The following is a 20,124-nucleotide window of genomic DNA, read 5'->3' as shown; positions in this document are numbered from 1 at the left end:
AGATGAAAAAGGCGCTTCTGGTGGTCAGCTTTGGCACCAGCTATCACGACACCTGCGAGAAAAATATTGTGACCTGTGAGCGCGATCTTGCAGCTAGCTGCCCTGACCGCGACCTGTTCCGGGCGTTTACCTCCGGGATGATAATCCGCAAGCTCAAGCAGCGCGACGGCATTGAAATCGATACGCCGCTGCAGGCGCTGCAAAAACTGGCGGAGCAGGGGTATCAGGATGTGGCTATTCAGTCACTGCACATTATCAATGGCGACGAATACGAAAAAATTGTCCGCGAAGTGCAAAGTATGCGTCCGCTGTTTTCACGCCTGACGCTGGGTGTACCGCTGCTGAGCAGCCATGAAGATTACACCCAGTTGATGCTGGCGCTGCAACAGCAGATGCCGGCGCTTGGCGAAAGTGAAAAAGTGGTTTTTATGGGACACGGTGCCAGCCACCATGCTTTTGCCGCCTATGCCTGTCTCGACCACATGATGACGGCGCAGCGCTTTCCCGCGCGGGTTGGGGCGGTGGAAAGCTATCCGGAAGTGGATGTGTTGATTGAAAGTTTATCTCAGGAAGGGGTGACGGCGGTGCATCTGATGCCGCTGATGTTAGTCGCTGGCGACCATGCCATCAACGATATGGCCTCCGACGAAGATGATTCCTGGAAAACGTTGTTCAATGCAGCAGGGATACCGGCTACGCCGTGGCTTAGTGGTCTGGGTGAGAACCCGGCGGTTCGCGCCATGTTCGTGGCACATTTACAGCAGGCGCTTAATGTGGCGCTGGAGGAAGCAGCATGAGCGGAAAACTGTATGCACTGAGCACCGGGCCAGGTGCTTCCGACTTGATTACCGTGCGTGCCGCACGCACGCTGGGCGCGCTGGATATTCTCTATGCGCCTGCCGGGCGTAAAGGCGGTGACAGTCTGGCATTGTCGATTGTACGTGAGTATATCGGTGAACAGACCGAAGTCCGCTGCTGTCATTTTCCTATGAGTGCCGATAGCGTTGAAAAAGAGGCCGTCTGGGATGAAGTTGCTGCCGCGCTGGTTCAGGAAGTCGAGGCCGGTAAGCAGGTGGGGTTTATCACTCTCGGCGATGCGATGCTGTTCAGCACCTGGGTCTTTTTACTTCAGCGTATTGGTTGTCCTGACTGGCTGGAAATCGTTCCTGGCGTCACGTCTTTCGCCGCGATTGCCGCGCGTTCCAAAACGCCGCTCGCTATGGAGCAGCAGTCACTGGCGGTGGTCTCCTGTACCGCACCGGAAGCGGAAATCCAGCAAGCGTTAAAACAGCATGACAGTCTGGTGTTGATGAAAGTGTACGGTCGTTTTGCGCGTATTAAAGCGCTGCTACAACAAGAGGGTTTGTTGGACTGTGCATTAATGATGTCTGAAGCCACGCTGCCAGGTGAACAGTGCTGGCGTCATCTCGATGAGGTGAGCGACGATCAGCCGCTGCCTTATTTCTCGACCATTCTGGTCAATAAACAGTGGGAGTATGCACAATGAAGCTTGAACAACAGCTAAAACAGCTGTCTTTCAGCGGGTTGGCTGCGGCGCTATTACTGATGATTGTTCCTGAACAAGCGTTCGCCATGCACATTATGGAAGGTTTCTTGCCGCCGATGTGGGCGCTGGCCTGGTGGCTGCTGTTTTTACCCTGCCTGTGGTACGGGCTGGTACGTCTGCGCCAAATTGTGCAGGAGGATAACCACCAGAAGGTTTTGCTGGCCCTGTGTGGCGCTTTTATTTTTGTGCTGTCGGCGCTGAAAATTCCTTCCGTTACAGGAAGCTGCTCACATCCTACCGGTGTAGGCCTGGCGGTTATCCTGTTTGGACCGGGCGTGGTTGCCATCCTTGGGGCGATTGTCCTGCTGTTCCAGGCTCTGCTGCTGGCACACGGTGGTTTAACGACGCTCGGCGCGAACGGCATGTCGATGGCGGTAATTGGCCCGGTAGTGGGTTACATGGTGTGGAAAATGGCCTGCCGCGCAGGGCTGCGTCGTGATGTCTGCGTCTTCCTGTGTGCGATGCTGGCGGATCTCGTCACCTATTTTGTGACCTCGGTACAGCTGGGCGTTGCGTTCCCGGATCCCTCTGCTGGTGCTACCGGCTCAATCATTAAGTTCATGGGGATTTTCTGCCTGACGCAGATCCCAATTGCGATTGCGGAAGGGTTACTTACCGTGCTGATTTACGATCAGCTAACCAAACGCCAGTTGATAACCGCACAAGGGCATTAACGATGAAAAAGACGCTGATTATATTGGGCATGGTAGTGGCGCTGGTGATCCTGCCGTTCTTTATCAACCACGGTGGGGAATACGGCGGTTCAGATGGTGAGGCGGAAAGCCAGATTCAGGCTATTGCCCCGCATTATGAGCCCTGGTTCCAGCCGTTGTATGAACCCGCAAGCGGTGAAATTGAAAGTCTGCTGTTTACACTCCAGGGATCGCTGGGCGCAGCTGTGATTTTCTATATCCTGGGTTACACCAAGGGTAGGCAACGCCGTGATGACCGGGCTTGACAGGCTTAGCTATCAAAGCCGTTGGGTTCATGTCTCGCCGGTGCGGAAATTTCTGCTCTGGCTGGTGATGATGATTCTGGCGTTTACTCTGCCCCCATTGGGGCAGGGTATTGAGCTTTTACTTATTGCCGCGCTGAGCTGCTGGCTGCTGCGTATTTCCTTCTGGCGCTGGTGCCGTTGGATGGCATTACCGTTTGGTTTTCTCACGGTTGGCGTGGTGACCATTTTGTTTAGCATCAGCCGCGATCCACAGACGCTGTTGGCCAGCATACCTGTGGGAAGTTATTGGTTGGGGATCAGCGCACCAGGTCTGGTAACCGCCAATGAAACCTTCTGGCGCAGCCTTGCCGCGCTGGCGGCAACTTTCTGGCTGGTGCTGAATCTGCCGTTTCCGCAATTAATTATCTTACTCAAACGCGCGCATGTTCCTCGCCTGCTAACTGAGCAGATCCTGCTGACCTGGCGGTTTATTTTTATCCTGTTAGACGAGGCGCTGGCTATTCATCGCGCACAAACGCTGCGTTTTGGTTATCGTAGCTTGCCGTTGGGCTACCGCTCTCTGGCAATGCTGGTGGGATTGCTGTTTACCCGCGTGTTGATCCGCTACCAGCAAATGACCACCACACTGGATATCAAACTGTATCAGGGTGATTTTCACCTGTAAGGAAAAGTATGCTTGCCACCTCAGCGCTTTGGTTTCGCTATCAGGATGACCCGATCCTCAAAGGGCTAACGCTGGATTTTTCTACGCATGCCGTCACCGGGCTGGTAGGCGCTAATGGTTGCGGGAAATCCACGCTGTTTATGAACCTGAGTGGCTTATTGCGCCCACAGCAAGGCGCGGTGATGTGGCAGGGCAAACCGCTGGATTACAGCAAGCGCGGCCTGCTGGCGCTGCGTCAACAGGTGGCAACGGTATTTCAGGACCCCGATCAGCAAATCTTTTATACCGATATCGACAGCGATATCGCCTTTAGCCTGCGCAATCTTGGGGTGGATGAGGCTGAAATCGCTCGCCGCGTGGAAGATGCGCTTACGCTGGTCGACGCCCAGCATTTTCGCCATCAGCCCATTCAGTGTTTAAGCCATGGGCAAAAAAAACGCGTAGCGATTGCCGGGGCGTTGGTGTTGCAGGCGCAGTATCTGCTGCTGGATGAACCTACTGCGGGCCTCGACCCGTCAGGCCGCACGCAGATGATTGAGATAATCAAACGCATCGTTGCGCAAGGAAACCGCGTCGTAATTTCCAGCCATGATATCGATCTTATCTATGAAGTTAGTGATGCGGTGTACGTTTTACGCCGGGGCGAAGTACTCACGCACGGCGCGCCAGGCGACGTGTTCGCCCAGACTGAACTGATTGAACAAGCGGGATTAACTCAGCCCTGGCTGGTGAAGCTGCATACAGAGCTGGGCTTCCCGCTGTGTAAAACAGAGGCTGAATTTTTTAGCTGTATGCGAGAGAACGCACTGAAGGAGGCGTCATGACGCAGGCAATAATGTTGCAGGGAACGGCATCTGATGTAGGTAAAAGCGTATTGGTCGCCGGGCTGTGTCGTATTTTTTATCAGGATGGACTGCATACAGCGCCGTTCAAATCGCAGAACATGGCGCTGAACTCTGGCATTACGCCAGAGGGAAAAGAAATGGGCCGCGCGCAAATTTTTCAGGCTGAAGCTGCAGGTATTACGCCAGATGTGCGTATGAACCCGGTGCTGCTTAAACCGACCAGCGATCGAAAAGCGCAGGTGGTGCTGATGGGCAAAGTGGCGACCGATATGGACGCGGTGAGTTACCACGAGTACAAGCCACGTCTGCGGGAACAGATCCTGTCAGTTTATAACAGCCTGGCGCAGGAGTTTGATGTGCTGGTGCTGGAAGGTGCGGGGAGCCCGGCAGAGATTAACCTGCGCGATCGCGATATCGTCAATATGGGTATGGCAGAGATGGCTCAGTGCCCTGTCGTTTTGGTGGCGGATATCGATCGTGGCGGAGTGTTTGCTTCCATTTACGGCACGCTGGCGCTGTTGCACGATCACGAACGCGCGCGGGTAAAAGGGGTGATCATCAATAAGTTTCGCGGTGATGTGACGCTGCTGCACTCTGGTATCGAGCAAATTGAAGCGCTGACCGGTGTTCCGGTACTGGGCGTGATGCCATGGCTGGATGTTGATCTGGAAGATGAAGATGGCGTTGCGCTGCAAAAGGGCAAGTATTTGCGCACTGACAAACGCGACATCGACATCGCCGTTGTTCAAATTCCACACATATCTAACTTTACTGATTTTAATGCGCTTGCTGCGCAGCCGGATGTGCGCGTGCGCTATGTTCGTCAGCCTGAAGAGTTGGCGGGGGCCGATCTGGTGATTTTGCCGGGTAGTAAAAATACCCTTGGCGATCTGGTGTGGCTGCGTGAAAGCGGGATGGCACATGGCGTCGTGCAATTACATCGTAATAACGTACCGGTGGTGGGGATTTGCGGCGGCTATCAAATGCTCGGTGACACCATCATTGATGAAGTAGAGTCGGGGCTCGGTACGCTGCCGGGGCTGGGCTTGCTCAATACAGTCACCCATTTTGCCCAGCACAAAACCACGACCCTGGTTGAGGGAAAAATGTCCTCATCGCTGCCTGACTGGTTGGCGGGCACGGCGGGGTTATCCGTTCGCGGTTATGAAATTCATATGGGCGAAACAGCATTAACCGATGAATGCCGGTCGGTGATGACGTTGCACAAAGACGGCGGCAACGTTGCTGACGGCGCGGTCACTCCGGATGGCCTGGCGTTCGGCACCTATCTTCACGGTCTTTTCGACAGCGATGATTTCACCCGAGCGTTGATCAATGGCCTGCGAGAACGTAAAGGGTTAGCTCCGCTGGATTCCACCTTCCATTACGCGCAATATAAATCGCAGCAGTTTGATCTGCTGGCGGATGCGATGCGGCAACACATCGATATTGAGAAAATTTATACCATCATGCAGCAACACCGGGAGCCAGTATGATGATTCTGGTTACTGGCGGCGCGCGAAGCGGTAAGAGTCGGCATGCGGAAGCGCTGATCGCTGATTCCCCAAACGTTTTGTATATTGCGACTTCGCAGATTTTTGATGAGGAGATGGCTGCGCGAATTCAGCATCATCGCGATGGACGTCCTGCGCACTGGCGGACAGCCGAACGTTGGCAACATCTTGATGAACTGATCACGACAGCGAACGATCCTCAGGAAGCTATTCTGCTGGAATGCATCACCACGATGGTGACCAACTTGCTGTTTGCGCTGGGCGGTGAAAGCGATCCGGACAGCTGGGATTACGCGGCGATGGAGCAGTCTATCGAAGGTGAAATCCGTTCGCTGATCGCAGCCTGTCAGCGCTGCCCGGCAAAGATCGTGTTGGTCACAAACGAAGTGGGAATGGGGATTGTGCCGGAGAACCGTCTGGCGCGGCATTTTCGTGATATTGCAGGACGCGTGAACCAGCGACTGGCGGCGGCAGCGGATGAGGTCTGGCTGGTGGTATCAGGAATTGGAGTCAAAATTAAATGAGTAAGTTGTTCTGGGCAATGCTCTCTTTTATCAGTCGCTTGCCCGTTCCTGCTCGCTGGTCGCAAGGACTGGATTTCGAGCACTATTCCCGCGGTATTGTAATGTTTCCCCTGATTGGCGTCGTGTTGGGAGGGCTGACGGGGCTGGTCTTTATGGCGCTCCAGCCCTGGTGCGGTATTCCGTTGGCGGCCCTTTTTGCGGTGTTGACACTGGCATTGCTGACCGGGGGATTTCATCTGGATGGTCTGGCGGATACCTGTGACGGCATTTTTTCGGCGCGCCGACGCGAGCGGATGCTGGAAATCATGCGCGACAGTCGTCTGGGCACCCACGGTGGACTGGCGTTAATTTTCGTTTTACTGGCGAAGGTACTGGTGGTGAGTGAACTGGCTTTGCGTGGCACGCCAATGCTGGCCGCGCTGGCAGCTGCATGTGTCGCCGGGCGAGGAACGGCGGTGTTGCTGATGTATCGGCATCGCTATGCCCGCGAAGAAGGGCTGGGCAACGTTTTTATTGGCAAAGTCACCGGGCGTCAAACCTGCGTTACGTTGGGATTAGCGGCGATCCTTGCCGCCGTGCTACTTCCCGGCATGCGCGGCGTGGCAGCGCTGGTTGTCACAATAGTGGCGATTTTTATTCTTGGGCAGTTATTAAAACGCACGTTGGGTGGGCAAACCGGCGATACGCTGGGCGCTGCCATTGAACTTGGCGAGTTGATTTTCTTGCTGGCTCTGCTCTGAGTCAGCCCACATACTGGAACCCTTATGCAGACTTTAACCTCTTTACTCCGCACGATCCCATCACCCGACAGTGCCGCGATGCTGCGCGCGCAGCAGCATATCGACGGCTTGCTTAAGCCGCCGGGAAGTTTGGGGCGACTCGAATCTCTCGCCGTACAATTGGCCGGGATGCCTGGCCTGAAGGGTGTGCCGCATGTGAATGGCAAAGCGATGCTGGTGATGTGCGCCGATCACGGTGTGTGGGATGAAGGGGTTGCCGTTTCGCCTAAAGTTGTCACGGCTATTCAGGCTGCCAATATGACGCGTGGAACGACCGGCGTCTGCGTCCTGGCCGCTCAGGCGGGGGCGAAGGTCCATGTGATAGATGTTGGGATTGATGCTGAACCTATTCCCGGTGTGGTGAATATGCGTGTGGCACGCGGCTGCGGCAATATAGCCGAAGGTCCGGCAATGAGCCGTTCGCAGGCAGAAGAGCTGTTGCTGGAAGTCATCCGCTATACCCATGAACTGGCAAAAGACGGCGTAACGCTGTTTGGTGTCGGTGAGCTTGGTATGGCAAATACCACACCTGCGGCGGCCATTGTCAGTGTGCTGACCGGCAGTGATGCTGAGGAAGTCGTGGGTATTGGCGCTAACCTTCCTCTTTCTCGGGTGGGGAATAAGGTAGACGTTGTGCGCCGGGCAATTGCCGTCAATCAACCGGATCGCCTTGACGGTGTCGATGTGCTGGCTAAGGTTGGCGGGTTTGATCTTGTCGGTATGGCGGGGGTGATGCTTGGTGCGGCCTCCTGTGGCCTGCCGGTCGTGCTGGATGGTTTTCTTTCGTATTCTGCTGCTCTGGCGGCCAGCCAGATTGCACCGCAGATTAAACCCTACCTAATCCCGTCACACTTCTCCGCTGAGAAGGGTGCCCGCACCGCGCTGGCGCATCTTGAATTAGATCCTTATCTGAATATGGGGATGCGTTTAGGTGAAGGTAGCGGGGCCGCGCTGGCGATGCCGATTATTGAAGCTGCCTGCGCTATGTACAAAAATATGGGGCAGTTAGCCGCCAGCAATATTGTGCTTCCAGATGGTAAGGAAGCGTAGTTACCGCTCAACCTGAACCTCGCCTGTTGGCGAGGTTTTTTTATGCGCAGATATGTCGTAACCCACTAAAACAGATAATAAAAGCTATACTTAACGGATATCTGTTGCGACGAAGGAAAGGAAAAAGATGCGTCGTGTAAAACTGCTTTGTTCACTCATTATGCTGCTTGCGAGTCAGGGCGCACAGGCGGTGAGTTATCCGCTGCCGCCAGAAGGGAGTCGCCTGGTGGGTAGTCCTTTGACTATTACGGTTCCACCAGGAAACACCAAGCCGCTGGAGGCATTTGCCGCTCAGTACGGGCAGGGGTTGAGCAATATGCTTGAAGCCAATCCGGGCGTCGATGTTTTTCTGCCTAAATCGGGTTCAACGCTGGTTGTACCGCAGCAACTGATACTTCCGGATACCGTGCGCGAGGGGATTGTCATCAACGTCGCCGAGATGCGGCTTTACTATTATCCTGCTGGCAGCAATACGGTTGAGGTTTTACCCATTGGCATTGGTCAGGCGGGTAGAGAAACGCCGCGTAACTGGGTGACGGCAGTCGAACGTAAGCAGGAAGCACCAAGCTGGACACCGACGCCAAATACCCGCCGTGAATACGCCGCACGCGGGGAATCCTTGCCTGCGTTTGTGCCCGCTGGACCAGATAACCCGATGGGGCTGTATGCGATTTATATCGGCAGGCTTTATGCCATACATGGCACAAATGCGAATTTTGGCATTGGTTTGCGGGTAAGTCAGGGGTGCATCCGTTTGCGGAATGATGACATCAAGTACCTGTTTGATACGGTGCCTGTAGGGACGCGTGTACAATTAATTGACCGACCGGTGAAATACAGCGAAGAGCCGGACGGTAGTCGCTGGGTGGAAGTTCATGAGCCGCTGTCACGAAACCGTTCGGAATACGAGTCTGACAGAAAGGTGCCTTTGTCAGTCACTCCCGCTTTGCGCACCTTTATCAGCGGGAATGACGTGGATGTGAGCCGCGGGAGCCAGGCACTGGAAAGGCGCTCCGGTATGCCGGTGAACATCAGCCTGGTACAGAAGCATTATTAATTTTCAGGGCGACTTTGTTGACCTTCAGGTCGGATGGGTCGCTTTTTTAATTTGATACTGCCCCATTTTTACCACGCCAATATGGTCAGCCATTAGTTGGGCTTCGTGTTCACTGTGGGTAACCAACAGCGCCGTTTGCCCGGCGGCGCGCAAAATATCCCGAACCTCGTTGCCAAGACGCTCACGTGTGCGCTTATCCAGGCTGGAGAAGGGTTCATCCAGCAACAGGATTTCCGGATGTGGCGCCAACGCGCGCGCAAGGGCGATACGCTGTTGTTGCCCGCCGGAAAGCTCATGCGGATAGCGGTTGGCATGGCTGTGTAACTCCACCATTTTCAACAGCTCAGTCACTCTGGCCTGTTGTTCCTCACGCGGCATGCGACGCAATCCAAAGGCCACATTTTGCTGCGCGGTCAGATGGGGGAATAACGCATATTCCTGGAAGACCATGCCGACATGACGTTTTTCCGGTGGCAGATGAACGCCGGGACCGGCAACACGTCGCTGTGACACATAGATCTCTCCGTTTTGCAGGCGTTCAAATCCGGCAACTGCGCGTAGTACCGTGGTTTTTCCGCAGCCTGAAGCACCCAGCAGACAGGCAATTTCACCTTTACGTACCGACATTGAAAATCCGCTCAGTACCGATTGCTGGCTGTTGCCATAAGCAACGTGTACATCCTCGAGTCGTAATGCAATTTCTGACATTGTTGCTCTCTTAACCACGGCGAGTCATTTGGTGACGCACCAACAAAATAACCGGTAGCGTGCCAGCTAAAACAATCATTAGCGCGGCGATAGCACCTTCTTCATAGGTTCCACGTGCGGCTTCCGCATACAGTAACGTTGCCAGCGTTTCAAAATTGACCGGGCGCAAAAGCAACGTTGTTGGCAGCTCTTTCATGGCATCAGCAAAAACCAGCAGGGCACTGCTGACTAATGCCGGGCGCAGCAGGGGAAAATGGACTCGTGCAAACGTCCCCGCACCATTCTCGCCCAACAGACGAGACGCCTGTTCCAGCGAAGGTGGAATGCGGCCCAGACCAGAATCCAGCGCGCCAATGGCAATCGCCTGGAATCGCATGGCACAACAAATTACCAGCAGGATCCCTGCGGACATCAGCGGCAGGCCGCGAACATCCAGTAAATCGGCCAGCCAGCGGTCGACAGCCATGGCGGGGGGTAAAAAACCAATCGCCAGAATTGTGCCGGGAACCGCATAGCCTAAAGAGGCCAGACGCATCACGCCGCGACGAAATCCCGGCATGGCGTTGTCTGCGGCGCTATGGCGGGCGCTCCAGGCCACCAGCATACTGACGCAAACCACCACCAGCGTGGTTCCCGCTGCCAGCGATAGCGTATTTTGCAATGCTGACAGTAACGAAGAGGAAAGGGGGTTCTCATCGCCTATGCGTTTGGCGCTTTCCCACAGTAAAAACAGTACCGGTGCCAGAAAACCCAGTACAACCGGCAGTGAAATAACGCCACCGAGCAGCCAACCGCGCCAGCCCTGCACGCGCGAAGGTTGAATTTCCCGCAGGCTGCGGCTGCTGAATCCTTGTTTTTTGCGACCATAAAATTCCAGTGTCAGAATCAGGAATATAAACATCAGCATCATGCAGGCAATTTGCGCCGCAGCAGATAAATCAGAACGCGAGATCCATGTGGTGTACACGGTAACGGTTAACGTCTGTACCCCGAGAAACTCCGATGCGCCAATATCGTTGAGCGTTTCCAGCAGTGCCAGGCTGATCCCAACGGCCAGTGCCGGACGGGCCATGGGCAAAGCAACACGAAAAAAGGTTCCGGTTGCGCTGCATCCCAGCGTGCGTGCGGCTTCCAGTAAATGGGCCGGCTGGCTGATAAACATAGCGCGGGTTGTCAGATACACGTATGGGTATAGCACTAATCCGAGCAGGATGATTGCGCCGGAAAGTGAGCGTAAATCTGGCAGCCGGAACTGTCTTGGGCTGTCAAAGCCCAGTAAAAAACGGATAAAGGTTTGCAGGGGGCCAATCGGATGCAGCAGATCGAGCCACGCAAAGGCCACAATGTAGGTTGGCATTGCCAGCGGCAACAGTAACGCCCAGCTAAGAATTTTACGTCCAGGAAAATCCCATGCCGTTACCGCCCATGCGCTGCCTACGCCAATCACGCCGACCATCACCGCGACACCGGCTAATAACAGCACGGTATTTTTTAGTGCGGCAGGCAGTACATACGTCAGGAGATTATCCCAGTGAGATAAATCGGCCTGGGTAGCCTGCCAAATCAGCGCAATGATCGGTGTCAGAACGCCAAGCGCTACGCACAGCGCGCCAAGATGTAGCGGCGTTAATAATGACTGCGGCCCGGAAACCAGGCCGCGTAACGTCGGAAACTGCAGAGGTTTATTGATCGAATCCAACTTTATCTACCAGCAGACTAGCTTGTTTACGATATTTAACGATTTCGGTTAACGGCGTTTTATCGACGTTGATTTCACCAATAGTTGCGCTGATAACCGGATCAAGCGTCACGCCTTTCAATACCGGGTATTCGAAGTTCGCTTTCGCATACTGCTGCTGGGCAGGTGCGGAAACCAGATATTCCATCAGCTTAACGGCATCGGCTTTATTTGGCGCATAGCGGGCTACAGCTGCGCCACTGATGTTGACGTGTGTACCGCCATTTTCAAAGGTGGGTTTAACGACTTTAATCGCATCGCCCCACTGACGTGCATCACTGCCTTCTTTGGCGTTTTTCATATGGCCGACGTAATAGGAGTTGGCGAGACCAATATCGCAAATTCCGCCGAGAATATCGCGAGCAACATCGCGGTCGCCACCGGTAGCTTTACGCGCCAGGTTAGCTTTCACACCGCGCAGCCATTCTTCGGTCTTTGCTTCACCGTGATGAGCAATCATTGCGGCGATCAGCGCCGTGTTATACGGGTGCTGTCCGGAACGAATACAGACTTTACCTTTGTACTCAGGGCTGGCGAGTTGTTCGTAATGCCAGTTATCGATTGGCAGTGACTTCTCGGCATACAGCACGCGGGCACGCATCGACAGCGCAAACCACTGATCATCTGCGCCGCGCAGATTAGCCGGAATAGCGGTTTTCAGTGCTTCTGACTCTACAGGCTGAGTTACACCCGCTTCCACTAAATCAATGAGGTTACCGGCATCGACGGTCATCAGCAGGTCGGCAGGTGAATTTTTACCTTCAGCTTTAACGCGCTCAAGCATACCGTCCTTGATATAGACCGTACTGACTTTGATGCCGCTGGTTTTGGTCCAGCTATCAAGCAAAGGCTGGATCAGACCCGGTTCACGGGTGGTATAGAGCGTTAACGTTTCCTGAGCGAAAGCCGGTAGGCTAACAGAGAAGACCAGGGCAGAGGCAAGTGTGATACGGCGCAGTCCGGCGCGAGGCAGAGAATTCATCGTTTATATCCCAGAGTAATTGGAACGTACAGTGAACCGAGCGGGGGCTCGTTCCTTTGGCTCGCGTACAATAAATGATAATCACTAGCACTTACAATAATTGCAAAGTTTAAACGATTTACATTTACATAACTTTAATCAACGTTGTGATGCGGCATGTAACAGCGGTGCAGAGCAGGCAGGGGACTTATTAGAGGGTTTTTTATAGCGACCGGAAAAGCAAAAAGCCTGCTTAGTTTCCTAAGCAGGCTTCTTAAATTTGGCTCCTCTGACTGGACTCGAACCAGTGACATACGGATTAACAGTCCGCCGTTCTACCGACTGAACTACAGAGGAATCGTGTGAACGAGGCGCATATTACTGACCTCACCATGAGGTGTCAACAGTAAAATTAGCACGTCATTTCAATTGGTTAATTAATCTTCAAATTCAGCGTTAATGCACATTTGGTGAGCGACAATGGCCACCTTAGCGGGTATCGCGTAACCGCTCCATGGGGTTCTGGCGGTAAAATTGAATGAAACGTTGCCATAAGGCCGGAAAACGTGGTGCAAATAATTCAGGGGCACTGAAGAAATACTCCGATAGAACGGCAAAGCATTCGGCAGGATCGGTCGCTGCGTAGGCATCTATACTGCACGCGGTGTCACCGACCAGATCAATTTCATCCTGAATGTTATTCATTGCGGCATGCAGGTCGTGCTCCCAGCTGGCGATATCGCGCAGGGGGATTGCCGGAACACCGCTGGCACGGTCGCCATTACGCATATCAAGCTTATGTGCCACTTCATGGATGATCAGATTAAAGCCGGAGGCATCAAAAGAATCCTGAATGTCGAGCCAGTTAAGGATTATCGGACCTTGTTGCCAGCTCTGCCCGGACTGTACAACGCGTTGATTATGCACCAGCCCAATATCGTCCTCCCATTCATCGTCCACGACAAACGGGGCAGGGTAGATCAGAACTTCATGAAACCCGTCGAGCCACTCGATCCCTAATTCCAGAACAGGTAAACAGAAAAGCAGCGCAATACGCGCACTTTTCAGTGGGTCAAGTTCAAACCCCTGAAGCGCTACCAGTCTTTTTTGCTGTAAAAAGCGCTCGGCCAGGGCAATAAGCCTGGCTTGTTCTTGCTCGGTGAGATTCACCAGAAGAGGTATAGCCAGGGCGTCGTCCCACGGCCAGTCGTCACTCCGGGTTGTTTCTTGCTCTTTCCAGGGCCACTTAATCATCGTTTTGCTCGCAAACTCGTCACTTGAACGAAATTGACGGAACGGGGTCTGTTAAAATGCCAAATTACCTGGCATCATGGCAACCGCCAAAACGGAGAGATGCCAGAGCGGCTGAATGGACCGGTCTCGAAAACCGGAGTAGGGGCAACTCTACCGGGGGTTCAAATCCCCCTCTCTCCGCCACTATTCAAACACTTAGCTCAATTCCTTTCAACGACTCATGTCACACTTGGTATAGTGTTGGTATATTCACTTGGTATAAAACTCGCCATCATCATCTTCTGATTTGCCCAATACTGGAAGATCCAATGTGGGAGAAATTTTCACTTTTCTGTCATAAACTACAACCTGGCTTTCAGTTTTGTGACCTGAGAATAGTTGTTTGTCCTTACTCGAGCCTTCGTAATCAGATATTCCCTTTGCTTTGAGATCATGAAATGTACATGGTAGTTTTCTATCTAGTTTTTTTCCTGCTGCTTCCCTTGCAGTTTCCCACAGATCGTTAAACCCACTTTTCGAGTATTTAGTTTTTTTGCTGCTACAGATAACCGTTTCCCGCCCACCCAGAGTTTTTGCAAGTTCGATGGCGTTATGAAGCCGTTCAGTCCAGACTTTTATTTGTTTAGTGCCGGTCTTTCCCTGCTGGATAAAAATGCCTTCCTCGCTTACTTGCGACCATTTGAGAGAAAGAACATCTGAAACGCGAGCCGCACATAAGTAAGATATCTCCATGCCAACCCGGAGAGCTGGTGCCGCCTCTTCATAAATTGCCTGATATTCTTCGTCTGTCACGTACACGTCACGGGCTTTTAAAGAGAACTTGCGTACTCCTTTGCACGGATTTCCTTTCACGTACCCTCGTTCATATCCCCATGAGAAAACACGCGACATCCCGCCGAGTTCCTGGTTTGCCTGGTTAATACTGCGTTGGCCACGTTTATCCATATAGATCCTGACCATCTCAATTTTTATGTCATCTGCTCGCATATTCCCGAACACTGGGACCAGGTTTTTTTCATACGACCTGTAATCAGTCTGTGTCCGCGGAGCAAGTTCAGCAAAAGCTGGGCTGCTGGTGAATAATTTCCATAATTTAGAAAATGTCATTACGTCTGAACGTTTGGCTTTTTCTTCCTCATAACGCGCCCATAGCCGGGACATGCTTGTCCCGGTAATAGATGCCAGTGTTACGCTTTGTTTTGTGCCTTTTGGCTTCCACACATAGCTATAACGGTTTTTAGTTACGCGTGGAGGAAGATGCTTGTCTTTAGGATCTTTTCTTGGTCTGCCCATTGATTGCGTCGTAATTTGGCTCAAGTGCAACATATTCATCGACCTTAGGTAATTCAGAAACTCCGGGATCAATACTTCTGCGCAATACAATTGGGCGGTTCCGCCCATCAGTGGTGAACGGTATGCCGTGACACCGCAGTTGTCGCTGCTGGTGGGTGTAGCGCTGATAGCCAGTAATTTCTGCAATTTCCTGAGGAGACAGTGTAAGTTCATGCATCGGCTATTCTCCCGATAGCCAGCCATTACAGTACGTGAAACAGCTGGCGAAGATTGATGATCAAAAATCAGCAGTTGGTTTTGCCTTTCTTTTTTGGCGCCGTTTTTTCTTGGGTTTTATGCTCAGCGGTAAAGCACGCTGACGAACTGGCGGTCGCGTGAAAACATGTTCGCTTATGCGCCGCCGTTCACCCATTCGCCATACATGCCAGACAGTCCAGTCACATCCATCATCACAGACGTGCAGAGAACGGATCAGGGCTTCATCGCCGGTTAAATTCTCTGTCACTGCTCCGCCTCCGCACTTATAACCCCAGCGGCCAACGCTGCGGCCATGTGCGGCAATTCTTCAAAATCGCCGCGGTATGCCGGGTTTGCACACATCCCCTGCAGAGCTGCGAGCGTCAGTTGCTGGCGGTATGTGAGGGTCATCGGGGCAGGTATTGGCGCAAATACTGTTTCTGGTTCCTTTTTCGGCTTAACGGTAACCACGGGAGGATCCATCTCCACCGGTTTTGGCGGTTCCGGGCGACGATATTCCACGATCGCATCTAGGGCGATTTTCTGACGTACGGCAGCATCATCAGACCAGCTATCAAGAATTGTCGTTGCGACATCGTGAACTTCTTCGTCGCTGAAATTGGGCGACAGACAAAATTCAGTGGTGGCAATATCGATGATCAGCAGAGGAAGAATGTCAGCGATAATATGACCGGTACATGTCACAACGCCTTCCGCTTCTTCTTTACCCATAATGTCGGTACGTCCGGAAAGCAGGTCGTTCAGCGCGTGGGCAATCTCAATTTCATGATCATCTAGAAGTGGGCGATCGTTTTCCTGTTCGGTTACTTCCGTTTTTTCGCCCTCATTTGAGGCGCTATTAGCAAATGCTGCATCCAGTTCCATGTCGAGTTCCGCAGTGCGAGACGGGCAGACTGCTGGTATTTCAGTTTCGTTCGGTAACGTCTGTTCGGATTGATCATTGAGGGCCACCTCATTATTTTTTTGCGGCAGGGGGGCTGATGTACGGCCGCAGGCGATATCAACAATCAGTGGACCCGGATTGGCGTGATCTGACTCAGTCAGGTTTTTATTGATGTATTCGCGCAGTTTTACCGGATCGCGGTAGATATCCTCTGGAGAGGATTTAATGAGGGCAATAATTGCTGCGCGGGAAAAATCCAGAATACCGGGCGTGCGGCGTAACTGTTTCCACCACGCGGTAAATCGCTCATCTGTACCGGTTTCTTCCATTTTTTTTGCGCGATCATGAACGGCATGTGGCAGCTCGTAGATATCGAAATCCATAGCAATACCCAGAATACCAATGCAGACCTCGCGGCGCAGGGTTGCCAGCGTATGTGGAAGAACGCGATCGGTTACGTTACCGCCGCCGAGCGTGCAGCCAGATTCGGTGTGAGTCTCGTCTCCGGTTTCAGGTTCTCCAGCTTTAAGTTTTACTGGCTCACGTTTATCCGCTGGTGTGTCCAGCCATTTGGTAAACAGGTTTTTATAGTCTGGCCATTTCGCATTGTTGCGGGCCTTCTGACGTACCCAGGCCAGGCATTCGGTCTGTTTCTCAGGAAGCAGGGCAAGAACGCGGGATTCTTTGGCGATAGCCTCCGCCTGTTCACGTAAAGAGGTAAATTCATCATCATTCAGCATGTCGATTAACTGACCATACTGAGAAGGGTTGATTTCATCAATGGCACCAAACACCGCGAGGCAGTATGCACGGGCCAGCACATCAAGTTCTTTCACCGGCTTCATTTGCTCTTCCGGCGCGCCAGCATTAAGTTGTTCATTATCGCCAGCAAGCTCTGGTTCAACCATAACGCGCTCTGGTTCGCCTTTTTCAGCATTCCAGATAATGTCACCGGTGAAGAGGTCGGTATAGAACTGCCCTTCAACAGTGCAGAACATTCCTTCCTCTGCTTCCCATACCTTGGGAGAAAAATAATCATCAGCATAATCTGGCGCGAACTGTATAAAATCCGCATGCAGTAATGTTTTTGCTATTGTTTTATTCTTGGCTTGTTTAAAAGCAACATAAATCGGAAGCGTACTATCTTTTTCAAGTGCGCTTTTTTTTGGTTCGAATCTCCCGCCAAAATTTTTTAATCCAATTGTCATAATAACCTCAATAATATTTATGTGAATGGCGTGCATTGCTTCTGCTTAAATTACAGCGCCGTGGTTCATGAATTTGTTTGTAGGAGATAGCATGCTCAAGGCTACAGAAATAAGCAGTGACTACTCTCTTATTCATTCTTTTTGTTGATTTATACATGGAGTCATCAGAACTCCATTTTTTGCAATACGGACAGCACTCAAGTGTCACTTACCCTCCCTGCATTGCTGGCTATGACAGGGCCATCATTGATGGATATAGTTAGCCCTGCCAGTTAAGGCATAAATAAAAAATCTCTTAATTGTTTGAAGTTATCGAAGGGGGCAAATAAAAGTTCAGCGTAAAAATTCGCTAATATTAACCCTCTGGTCGTTAACTATTTTTGTCATTACTTTGATGAAGCACATATCCAGCACCGCCTCATCTTTGTATTTTTTAACACCGGTTATATCAGCCACAGCTTTTTTATATTCAGCTTCAGCTGTACGTTGGGCAATATCTTCGCTGGTAAATTTAACCATTGGCACGCACCATCCTGAGTAAAGATTCTGTGTGATCGAGAGCTGCCTTCTGTTGTTCGTACAATGCCTCAAGTTCAGCTGTAAGGCAGTCGCGAAAAGCAGGAACGGTTAACTGATGAATAAAATTACTTACTGAGCTTTCCACATCAGGATCCCCGTCCGGTATAACTGGCTGTGAATTTTTCATAAACCCTCCGGTAAAAAAGGTGCCCATCGTGGGAGATGGGCAAAGACCACGCAGCACACACAGCAACTAATCACATCTGCAAGCGCACTCCGCCTGTTTCAGACCTGTCACACATTACTGGTAAGTGAAGGAGTGCGCTTGCATGTTGTTCCCTGAAAAAGCTGGCGGTGGCCGGATACATACGGGAAAACACCGGGCCGCCAGAACAGGGTTCTACTTCTTATTGCTTTGGCCTGCTTTTAACCACATCAGGCGCGGTGGATCCTGCTATTCCCCAACAACAAGGATTCGGTTAATCTGAATACCCACAATAATGATAAGGATTAAAAGTGAACAAAGAACTTTACCAGGTTCGCTGGCAGCTACACCATGCAACTGCTGACTTAAACTATTCTTTGGAATGTTTTGGCGATCACCTGTCAGAGGAAGAGAGATATCCTTCTGATATTTATGGTTTTGATGCTGTCTATCTGTATTTGAGTCGTAAACATGGCTGGACAATTAAACAGTGTCGTGAGATGTCGATGGAGGAGCTTCGTCTTGCTCTCTCAATAGAGATGCAAGGCTGGCGACTTCCACAAGATGCCATTCGAGCGAGTCATCCCCGCGAGAAGCATGATTGTTAATTTCTGAGAGGCTGATTTCAGCTCTGGCTTTAACCAAAAGCCAGAACTCCCTCGGGGTAAGTTTTTGTTTCTGCATGACTGCTCCTGTAATGGATATCCAGAATGTTAATTAGCGAAGCGTCCAAGTAGGGCGCTTTTTTGTTTCTGGCCCTGTATCGCCAGGGTAAGCGGAACATTTTGATTCTGAGTAATCACTGCGTGTGGTTACTTGATGGGATTTAGATTAGATATGTCTAACGGAATAAGCAAGATTTTTTGTTAGGTAAAACTAACAAAATGAGCGAATTTAAATTAACTTACTGATAAATAGTAAATTATTTTTTTGCTTGGCGTTGTCTGGCTTGGAGAAGCTCTTCGAACAATTTATTGAAGTTCTGCACTCTCGCTCGCATTTCCTGAAGCTGGGCTTCTTGCTCTGATTCAGGCAAAGAATCAAAGAGATCTATCAACTCCCGATGCTTGTCAGTCAACTGAGTGGTGGATGGTAATTCATTGGCAGGTACAGGGTTTTGCTGTTCATCTCCAAACAACAGCCAAGTCGGCGTACATGATAGGGCTTTTGCGAGCGAAAACAGACGAGTGCCGACAGGTTGCGTTTCATCACGCTCCCATTGCGAAATGGTTACGTGCGCAACACCAGCAAGTTTGGCTGCCTCACGCTGAGTCAGCTTGAGCTCTTTACGTCTGGCAAGAGCTCTTTGTCCAAGGCTGTTTAAATTTTTCATAGTTAGACAATTCTAAATTTTATTGACTTAGATATCCCGCGCAAGCTAGTGTTAGACATACCTAACAAAATGGAGGTCACATGCTCACATGTGAAGCACTTGCTTTTTTTGACACCAAAACAAAACTCGCGAAAGCCGCCGGTGTTGAACTTCAGTCTCTTTACAAATGGGGAACTCTTGTTCCCGAAGGTCGGGCCCGCCGCCTGGAGGAAGCCTCGGGTGGCGTACTCATCTACGACAAAGACGTTTATGACCGTTACCGCCAGGCCAAACGCCTTGGAAAACAGAATACCTGCACAACCAAGAAGGAATCTGATTGATGAAAATCAACGAGATTAAATTGCTGGCCATCGAGCTGGAAGAGTGGGCTATGAAAGATGGCAGGAAAGGGGGCTGGAAAAAGATAGTCCCGCTAATTACAGCGCATCACTACGGTGATTTGCTGGATAACCTGGCGGATATCGTCGACCCGTCAGAGTTTGCGCGCCGCCTGCATAACAACACGCAGATCATCCAGCGGGCATTTCGAAATGACACGCCAAACTATCGTGGTCAGGCAGCTGCACTGGCGCCAGCAATCCGAGCTGCGATGAATGCAGAACTGGCTGGTCAGCATGACTTACATAACCTGGTGGCCATTGCGAACCGCGAGTGCATCGAGGCGACCAGCGCGGTGCTGACTGGTAAGCCAGTGCAAATAATCCGCAAAGAAACGGCAGAGGCAATTCAGGCGCTGGCCGATCTCATTCCCGGCGTCAGCATCCAGTTCAAACAAATTGGTCCCCGCGCGGTGTAACAGGAGGCTC

At 51.8% G+C, this 20,124-nt stretch carries 24 protein-coding genes and 2 tRNA genes; 15 read left to right on the top strand and 11 right to left on the bottom strand.

What is annotated here, in order from left to right; genetic code table 11:
• Window positions 1-2 precede the first annotated feature (2 nt).
• The 11 genes from cbiK (at window position 3) to ldtA (ending at window position 8,958) form a co-directional block, all read left to right on the top strand.
• Window positions 3-797, top strand: a complete 795-nt coding sequence (gene cbiK / locus OGY06_RS14110; protein WP_218667334.1) for a sirohydrochlorin cobaltochelatase — start codon at window positions 3-5, stop codon at window positions 795-797.
• Complete coding sequence (locus tag OGY06_RS14105) at window positions 794-1,507, top strand: cobalt-factor II C(20)-methyltransferase (protein ID WP_063940443.1); 714 nt, start codon at window positions 794-796, stop codon at window positions 1,505-1,507. The genes cbiK and OGY06_RS14105 overlap by 4 nt, the downstream gene beginning before the upstream one ends.
• Window positions 1,504-2,241, top strand: coding sequence for a cobalt ECF transporter S component CbiM (gene cbiM / locus OGY06_RS14100; RefSeq protein WP_003834098.1), 738 nt, complete (start codon window positions 1,504-1,506; stop codon window positions 2,239-2,241). Before OGY06_RS14105 ends, cbiM begins: the two co-directional genes overlap by 4 nt.
• Window positions 2,242-2,243: 2 nt before the next feature.
• Entirely contained in the window at window positions 2,244-2,525 is a 282-nt protein-coding gene (locus tag OGY06_RS14095; RefSeq protein ID WP_003030289.1) for an energy-coupling factor ABC transporter substrate-binding protein, read from the top strand.
• On the top strand, window positions 2,512-3,189 hold the full coding sequence (locus tag OGY06_RS14090; RefSeq protein ID WP_003834087.1) for an energy-coupling factor ABC transporter transmembrane protein: 678 nt from the start codon (window positions 2,512-2,514) through the stop codon (window positions 3,187-3,189). The genes OGY06_RS14095 and OGY06_RS14090 overlap by 14 nt, the downstream gene beginning before the upstream one ends.
• A gap of 8 nt (window positions 3,190-3,197) precedes the next feature.
• Window positions 3,198-4,013, top strand: coding sequence for an energy-coupling factor ABC transporter ATP-binding protein (locus OGY06_RS14085; RefSeq protein WP_003834086.1), 816 nt, complete (start codon window positions 3,198-3,200; stop codon window positions 4,011-4,013).
• Complete coding sequence (locus OGY06_RS14080) at window positions 4,010-5,530, top strand: cobyric acid synthase (protein WP_003834085.1); 1,521 nt, start codon at window positions 4,010-4,012, stop codon at window positions 5,528-5,530. Before OGY06_RS14085 ends, OGY06_RS14080 begins: the two co-directional genes overlap by 4 nt.
• Window positions 5,527-6,072, top strand: coding sequence for a bifunctional adenosylcobinamide kinase/adenosylcobinamide-phosphate guanylyltransferase (cobU, locus tag OGY06_RS14075; RefSeq protein WP_008785131.1), 546 nt, complete (start codon window positions 5,527-5,529; stop codon window positions 6,070-6,072). Before OGY06_RS14080 ends, cobU begins: the two co-directional genes overlap by 4 nt.
• Entirely contained in the window at window positions 6,069-6,812 is a 744-nt protein-coding gene (gene cobS, locus OGY06_RS14070) for an adenosylcobinamide-GDP ribazoletransferase (RefSeq protein WP_003834082.1), read from the top strand. Before cobU ends, cobS begins: the two co-directional genes overlap by 4 nt.
• A 24-nt stretch (window positions 6,813-6,836) precedes the next feature.
• On the top strand, window positions 6,837-7,901 hold the full coding sequence (gene cobT / locus OGY06_RS14065) for a nicotinate-nucleotide--dimethylbenzimidazole phosphoribosyltransferase (RefSeq protein ID WP_003834080.1): 1,065 nt from the start codon (window positions 6,837-6,839) through the stop codon (window positions 7,899-7,901).
• 127 nt (window positions 7,902-8,028) lie between these two features.
• A complete protein-coding gene (ldtA, locus tag OGY06_RS14060; protein ID WP_193134166.1) occupies window positions 8,029-8,958 on the top strand; it encodes a L,D-transpeptidase in 930 nt (309 codons plus the stop codon).
• Between the two features lie 24 nt (window positions 8,959-8,982).
• Here the strand turns inward: ldtA and OGY06_RS14055 are convergent, their stop codons facing one another.
• The 5 genes from OGY06_RS14055 to mtfA all read right to left on the bottom strand — a co-directional run bounded on the left by OGY06_RS14055 (window position 8,983) and on the right by mtfA (window position 13,619).
• The gene (locus tag OGY06_RS14055) at window positions 8,983-9,666 is read right to left on the bottom strand and encodes an ABC transporter ATP-binding protein (RefSeq protein ID WP_191222418.1); all 684 of its coding nucleotides are present in this window, start codon (window positions 9,664-9,666) and stop codon (window positions 8,983-8,985) included.
• 10 nt (window positions 9,667-9,676) lie between these two features.
• On the bottom strand, window positions 9,677-11,365 hold the full coding sequence (locus tag OGY06_RS14050; protein ID WP_218667337.1) for an ABC transporter permease: 1,689 nt from the start codon (window positions 11,363-11,365) through the stop codon (window positions 9,677-9,679).
• Entirely contained in the window at window positions 11,349-12,386 is a 1,038-nt protein-coding gene (locus OGY06_RS14045) for an extracellular solute-binding protein (protein WP_125112519.1), read from the bottom strand. The genes OGY06_RS14050 and OGY06_RS14045 overlap by 17 nt, the downstream gene beginning before the upstream one ends.
• A gap of 260 nt (window positions 12,387-12,646) precedes the next feature.
• Window positions 12,647-12,722 (bottom strand) — tRNA-Asn (locus OGY06_RS14040).
• A gap of 132 nt (window positions 12,723-12,854) precedes the next feature.
• On the bottom strand, window positions 12,855-13,619 hold the full coding sequence (mtfA, locus tag OGY06_RS14035) for a DgsA anti-repressor MtfA (RefSeq protein WP_125112518.1): 765 nt from the start codon (window positions 13,617-13,619) through the stop codon (window positions 12,855-12,857).
• 93 nt (window positions 13,620-13,712) lie between these two features.
• Between mtfA and OGY06_RS14030 the strand changes: the two genes are divergently transcribed.
• Window positions 13,713-13,802, top strand: a tRNA-Ser gene (locus OGY06_RS14030).
• 66 nt (window positions 13,803-13,868) lie between these two features.
• On the opposite strand, the gene OGY06_RS14025 is transcribed toward OGY06_RS14030, so the two are convergent.
• The 5 genes from OGY06_RS14025 to OGY06_RS14005 all read right to left on the bottom strand — a co-directional run bounded on the left by OGY06_RS14025 (window position 13,869) and on the right by OGY06_RS14005 (window position 17,967).
• Complete coding sequence (locus OGY06_RS14025; protein ID WP_286580242.1) at window positions 13,869-14,912, bottom strand: tyrosine-type recombinase/integrase; 1,044 nt, start codon at window positions 14,910-14,912, stop codon at window positions 13,869-13,871.
• A complete protein-coding gene (locus tag OGY06_RS14020; RefSeq protein WP_071667664.1) occupies window positions 14,887-15,129 on the bottom strand; it encodes a DUF4224 domain-containing protein in 243 nt (80 codons plus the stop codon). Before OGY06_RS14020 ends, OGY06_RS14025 begins: the two co-directional genes overlap by 26 nt.
• A gap of 284 nt (window positions 15,130-15,413) precedes the next feature.
• Entirely contained in the window at window positions 15,414-17,261 is a 1,848-nt protein-coding gene (locus OGY06_RS14015) for a RecE-related exodeoxyribonuclease (protein WP_502872900.1), read from the bottom strand.
• 333 nt (window positions 17,262-17,594) lie between these two features.
• Window positions 17,595-17,780, bottom strand: a complete 186-nt coding sequence (locus OGY06_RS14010; protein ID WP_137379917.1) for a hypothetical protein — start codon at window positions 17,778-17,780, stop codon at window positions 17,595-17,597.
• Window positions 17,773-17,967, bottom strand: coding sequence for a hypothetical protein (locus OGY06_RS14005; protein WP_137379916.1), 195 nt, complete (start codon window positions 17,965-17,967; stop codon window positions 17,773-17,775). Before OGY06_RS14005 ends, OGY06_RS14010 begins: the two co-directional genes overlap by 8 nt.
• A 329-nt stretch (window positions 17,968-18,296) precedes the next feature.
• On the opposite strand from OGY06_RS14005, the gene OGY06_RS14000 reads away from it, so the two are divergent.
• Window positions 18,297-18,593 (top strand): hypothetical protein, encoded by a 297-nt coding sequence (locus OGY06_RS14000; protein WP_191236174.1) that lies wholly within the window; start codon window positions 18,297-18,299, stop codon window positions 18,591-18,593.
• Window positions 18,594-18,907: 314 nt separating this feature from the next.
• Here OGY06_RS14000 and OGY06_RS13995 read toward each other — a convergent pair whose 3' ends face one another.
• A complete protein-coding gene (locus tag OGY06_RS13995; RefSeq protein WP_286605553.1) occupies window positions 18,908-19,318 on the bottom strand; it encodes a helix-turn-helix domain-containing protein in 411 nt (136 codons plus the stop codon).
• An 80-nt stretch (window positions 19,319-19,398) separates the two neighbouring features.
• Between OGY06_RS13995 and OGY06_RS13990 the strand changes: the two genes are divergently transcribed.
• Together OGY06_RS13990 and OGY06_RS13985 are read left to right on the top strand one after the other, a co-directional pair.
• Window positions 19,399-19,638: a Cro/CI family transcriptional regulator gene (locus OGY06_RS13990; protein ID WP_016152706.1), complete on the top strand. Its 240-nt coding sequence runs from the start codon at window positions 19,399-19,401 to the stop codon at window positions 19,636-19,638.
• Window positions 19,638-20,114, top strand: a complete 477-nt coding sequence (locus OGY06_RS13985) for a toxin YdaT family protein (RefSeq protein ID WP_286605550.1) — start codon at window positions 19,638-19,640, stop codon at window positions 20,112-20,114. Before OGY06_RS13990 ends, OGY06_RS13985 begins: the two co-directional genes overlap by 1 nt.
• Window positions 20,115-20,124: the final 10 nt, after the last annotated feature.

This window comes from Citrobacter sp. Cpo147, from assembly GCF_030332405.1.
Classification (GTDB): Bacteria; Pseudomonadota; Gammaproteobacteria; order Enterobacterales; family Enterobacteriaceae; genus Citrobacter; species Citrobacter portucalensis.
Note: the sequence above shows the minus strand (reverse complement) of the source record. Positions and strands in the feature narration are given on the sequence as shown.

What these genes read in the sequence shown, in the direction of transcription:
- OGY06_RS14005 (WP_137379916.1), bottom strand. Translation starts at nt 17,967, where the DNA reads ATGAAAAATTCACAGCCAGTTATACCGGACGGGGATCCTGATGTGGAA.
- cobS (WP_003834082.1), top strand. Translation starts at nt 6,069, where the DNA reads ATGAGTAAGTTGTTCTGGGCAATGCTCTCTTTTATCAGTCGCTTGCCC.
- OGY06_RS14025 (WP_286580242.1), bottom strand. Translation starts at nt 14,912, where the DNA reads ATGGGCAGACCAAGAAAAGATCCTAAAGACAAGCATCTTCCTCCACGC.
- OGY06_RS13995 (WP_286605553.1), bottom strand. Translation starts at nt 19,318, where the DNA reads ATGAAAAATTTAAACAGCCTTGGACAAAGAGCTCTTGCCAGACGTAAA.
- cbiK (WP_218667334.1), top strand. Translation starts at nt 3, where the DNA reads ATGAAAAAGGCGCTTCTGGTGGTCAGCTTTGGCACCAGCTATCACGAC.
- OGY06_RS14095 (WP_003030289.1), top strand. Translation starts at nt 2,244, where the DNA reads ATGAAAAAGACGCTGATTATATTGGGCATGGTAGTGGCGCTGGTGATC.
- cobU (WP_008785131.1), top strand. Translation starts at nt 5,527, where the DNA reads ATGATGATTCTGGTTACTGGCGGCGCGCGAAGCGGTAAGAGTCGGCAT.
- OGY06_RS14045 (WP_125112519.1), bottom strand. Translation starts at nt 12,386, where the DNA reads ATGAATTCTCTGCCTCGCGCCGGACTGCGCCGTATCACACTTGCCTCT.
- ldtA (WP_193134166.1), top strand. Translation starts at nt 8,029, where the DNA reads ATGCGTCGTGTAAAACTGCTTTGTTCACTCATTATGCTGCTTGCGAGT.
- OGY06_RS14090 (WP_003834087.1), top strand. Translation starts at nt 2,512, where the DNA reads ATGACCGGGCTTGACAGGCTTAGCTATCAAAGCCGTTGGGTTCATGTC.
- OGY06_RS14010 (WP_137379917.1), bottom strand. Translation starts at nt 17,780, where the DNA reads ATGGTTAAATTTACCAGCGAAGATATTGCCCAACGTACAGCTGAAGCT.
- OGY06_RS14105 (WP_063940443.1), top strand. Translation starts at nt 794, where the DNA reads ATGAGCGGAAAACTGTATGCACTGAGCACCGGGCCAGGTGCTTCCGAC.
- cobT (WP_003834080.1), top strand. Translation starts at nt 6,837, where the DNA reads ATGCAGACTTTAACCTCTTTACTCCGCACGATCCCATCACCCGACAGT.
- mtfA (WP_125112518.1), bottom strand. Translation starts at nt 13,619, where the DNA reads ATGATTAAGTGGCCCTGGAAAGAGCAAGAAACAACCCGGAGTGACGAC.
- cbiM (WP_003834098.1), top strand. Translation starts at nt 1,504, where the DNA reads ATGAAGCTTGAACAACAGCTAAAACAGCTGTCTTTCAGCGGGTTGGCT.
- OGY06_RS13985 (WP_286605550.1), top strand. Translation starts at nt 19,638, where the DNA reads ATGAAAATCAACGAGATTAAATTGCTGGCCATCGAGCTGGAAGAGTGG.
- OGY06_RS13990 (WP_016152706.1), top strand. Translation starts at nt 19,399, where the DNA reads ATGCTCACATGTGAAGCACTTGCTTTTTTTGACACCAAAACAAAACTC.
- OGY06_RS14020 (WP_071667664.1), bottom strand. Translation starts at nt 15,129, where the DNA reads ATGCATGAACTTACACTGTCTCCTCAGGAAATTGCAGAAATTACTGGC.
- OGY06_RS14015 (WP_502872900.1), bottom strand. Translation starts at nt 17,261, where the DNA reads ATGACAATTGGATTAAAAAATTTTGGCGGGAGATTCGAACCAAAAAAA.
- OGY06_RS14085 (WP_003834086.1), top strand. Translation starts at nt 3,198, where the DNA reads ATGCTTGCCACCTCAGCGCTTTGGTTTCGCTATCAGGATGACCCGATC.
- OGY06_RS14080 (WP_003834085.1), top strand. Translation starts at nt 4,010, where the DNA reads ATGACGCAGGCAATAATGTTGCAGGGAACGGCATCTGATGTAGGTAAA.
- OGY06_RS14055 (WP_191222418.1), bottom strand. Translation starts at nt 9,666, where the DNA reads ATGTCAGAAATTGCATTACGACTCGAGGATGTACACGTTGCTTATGGC.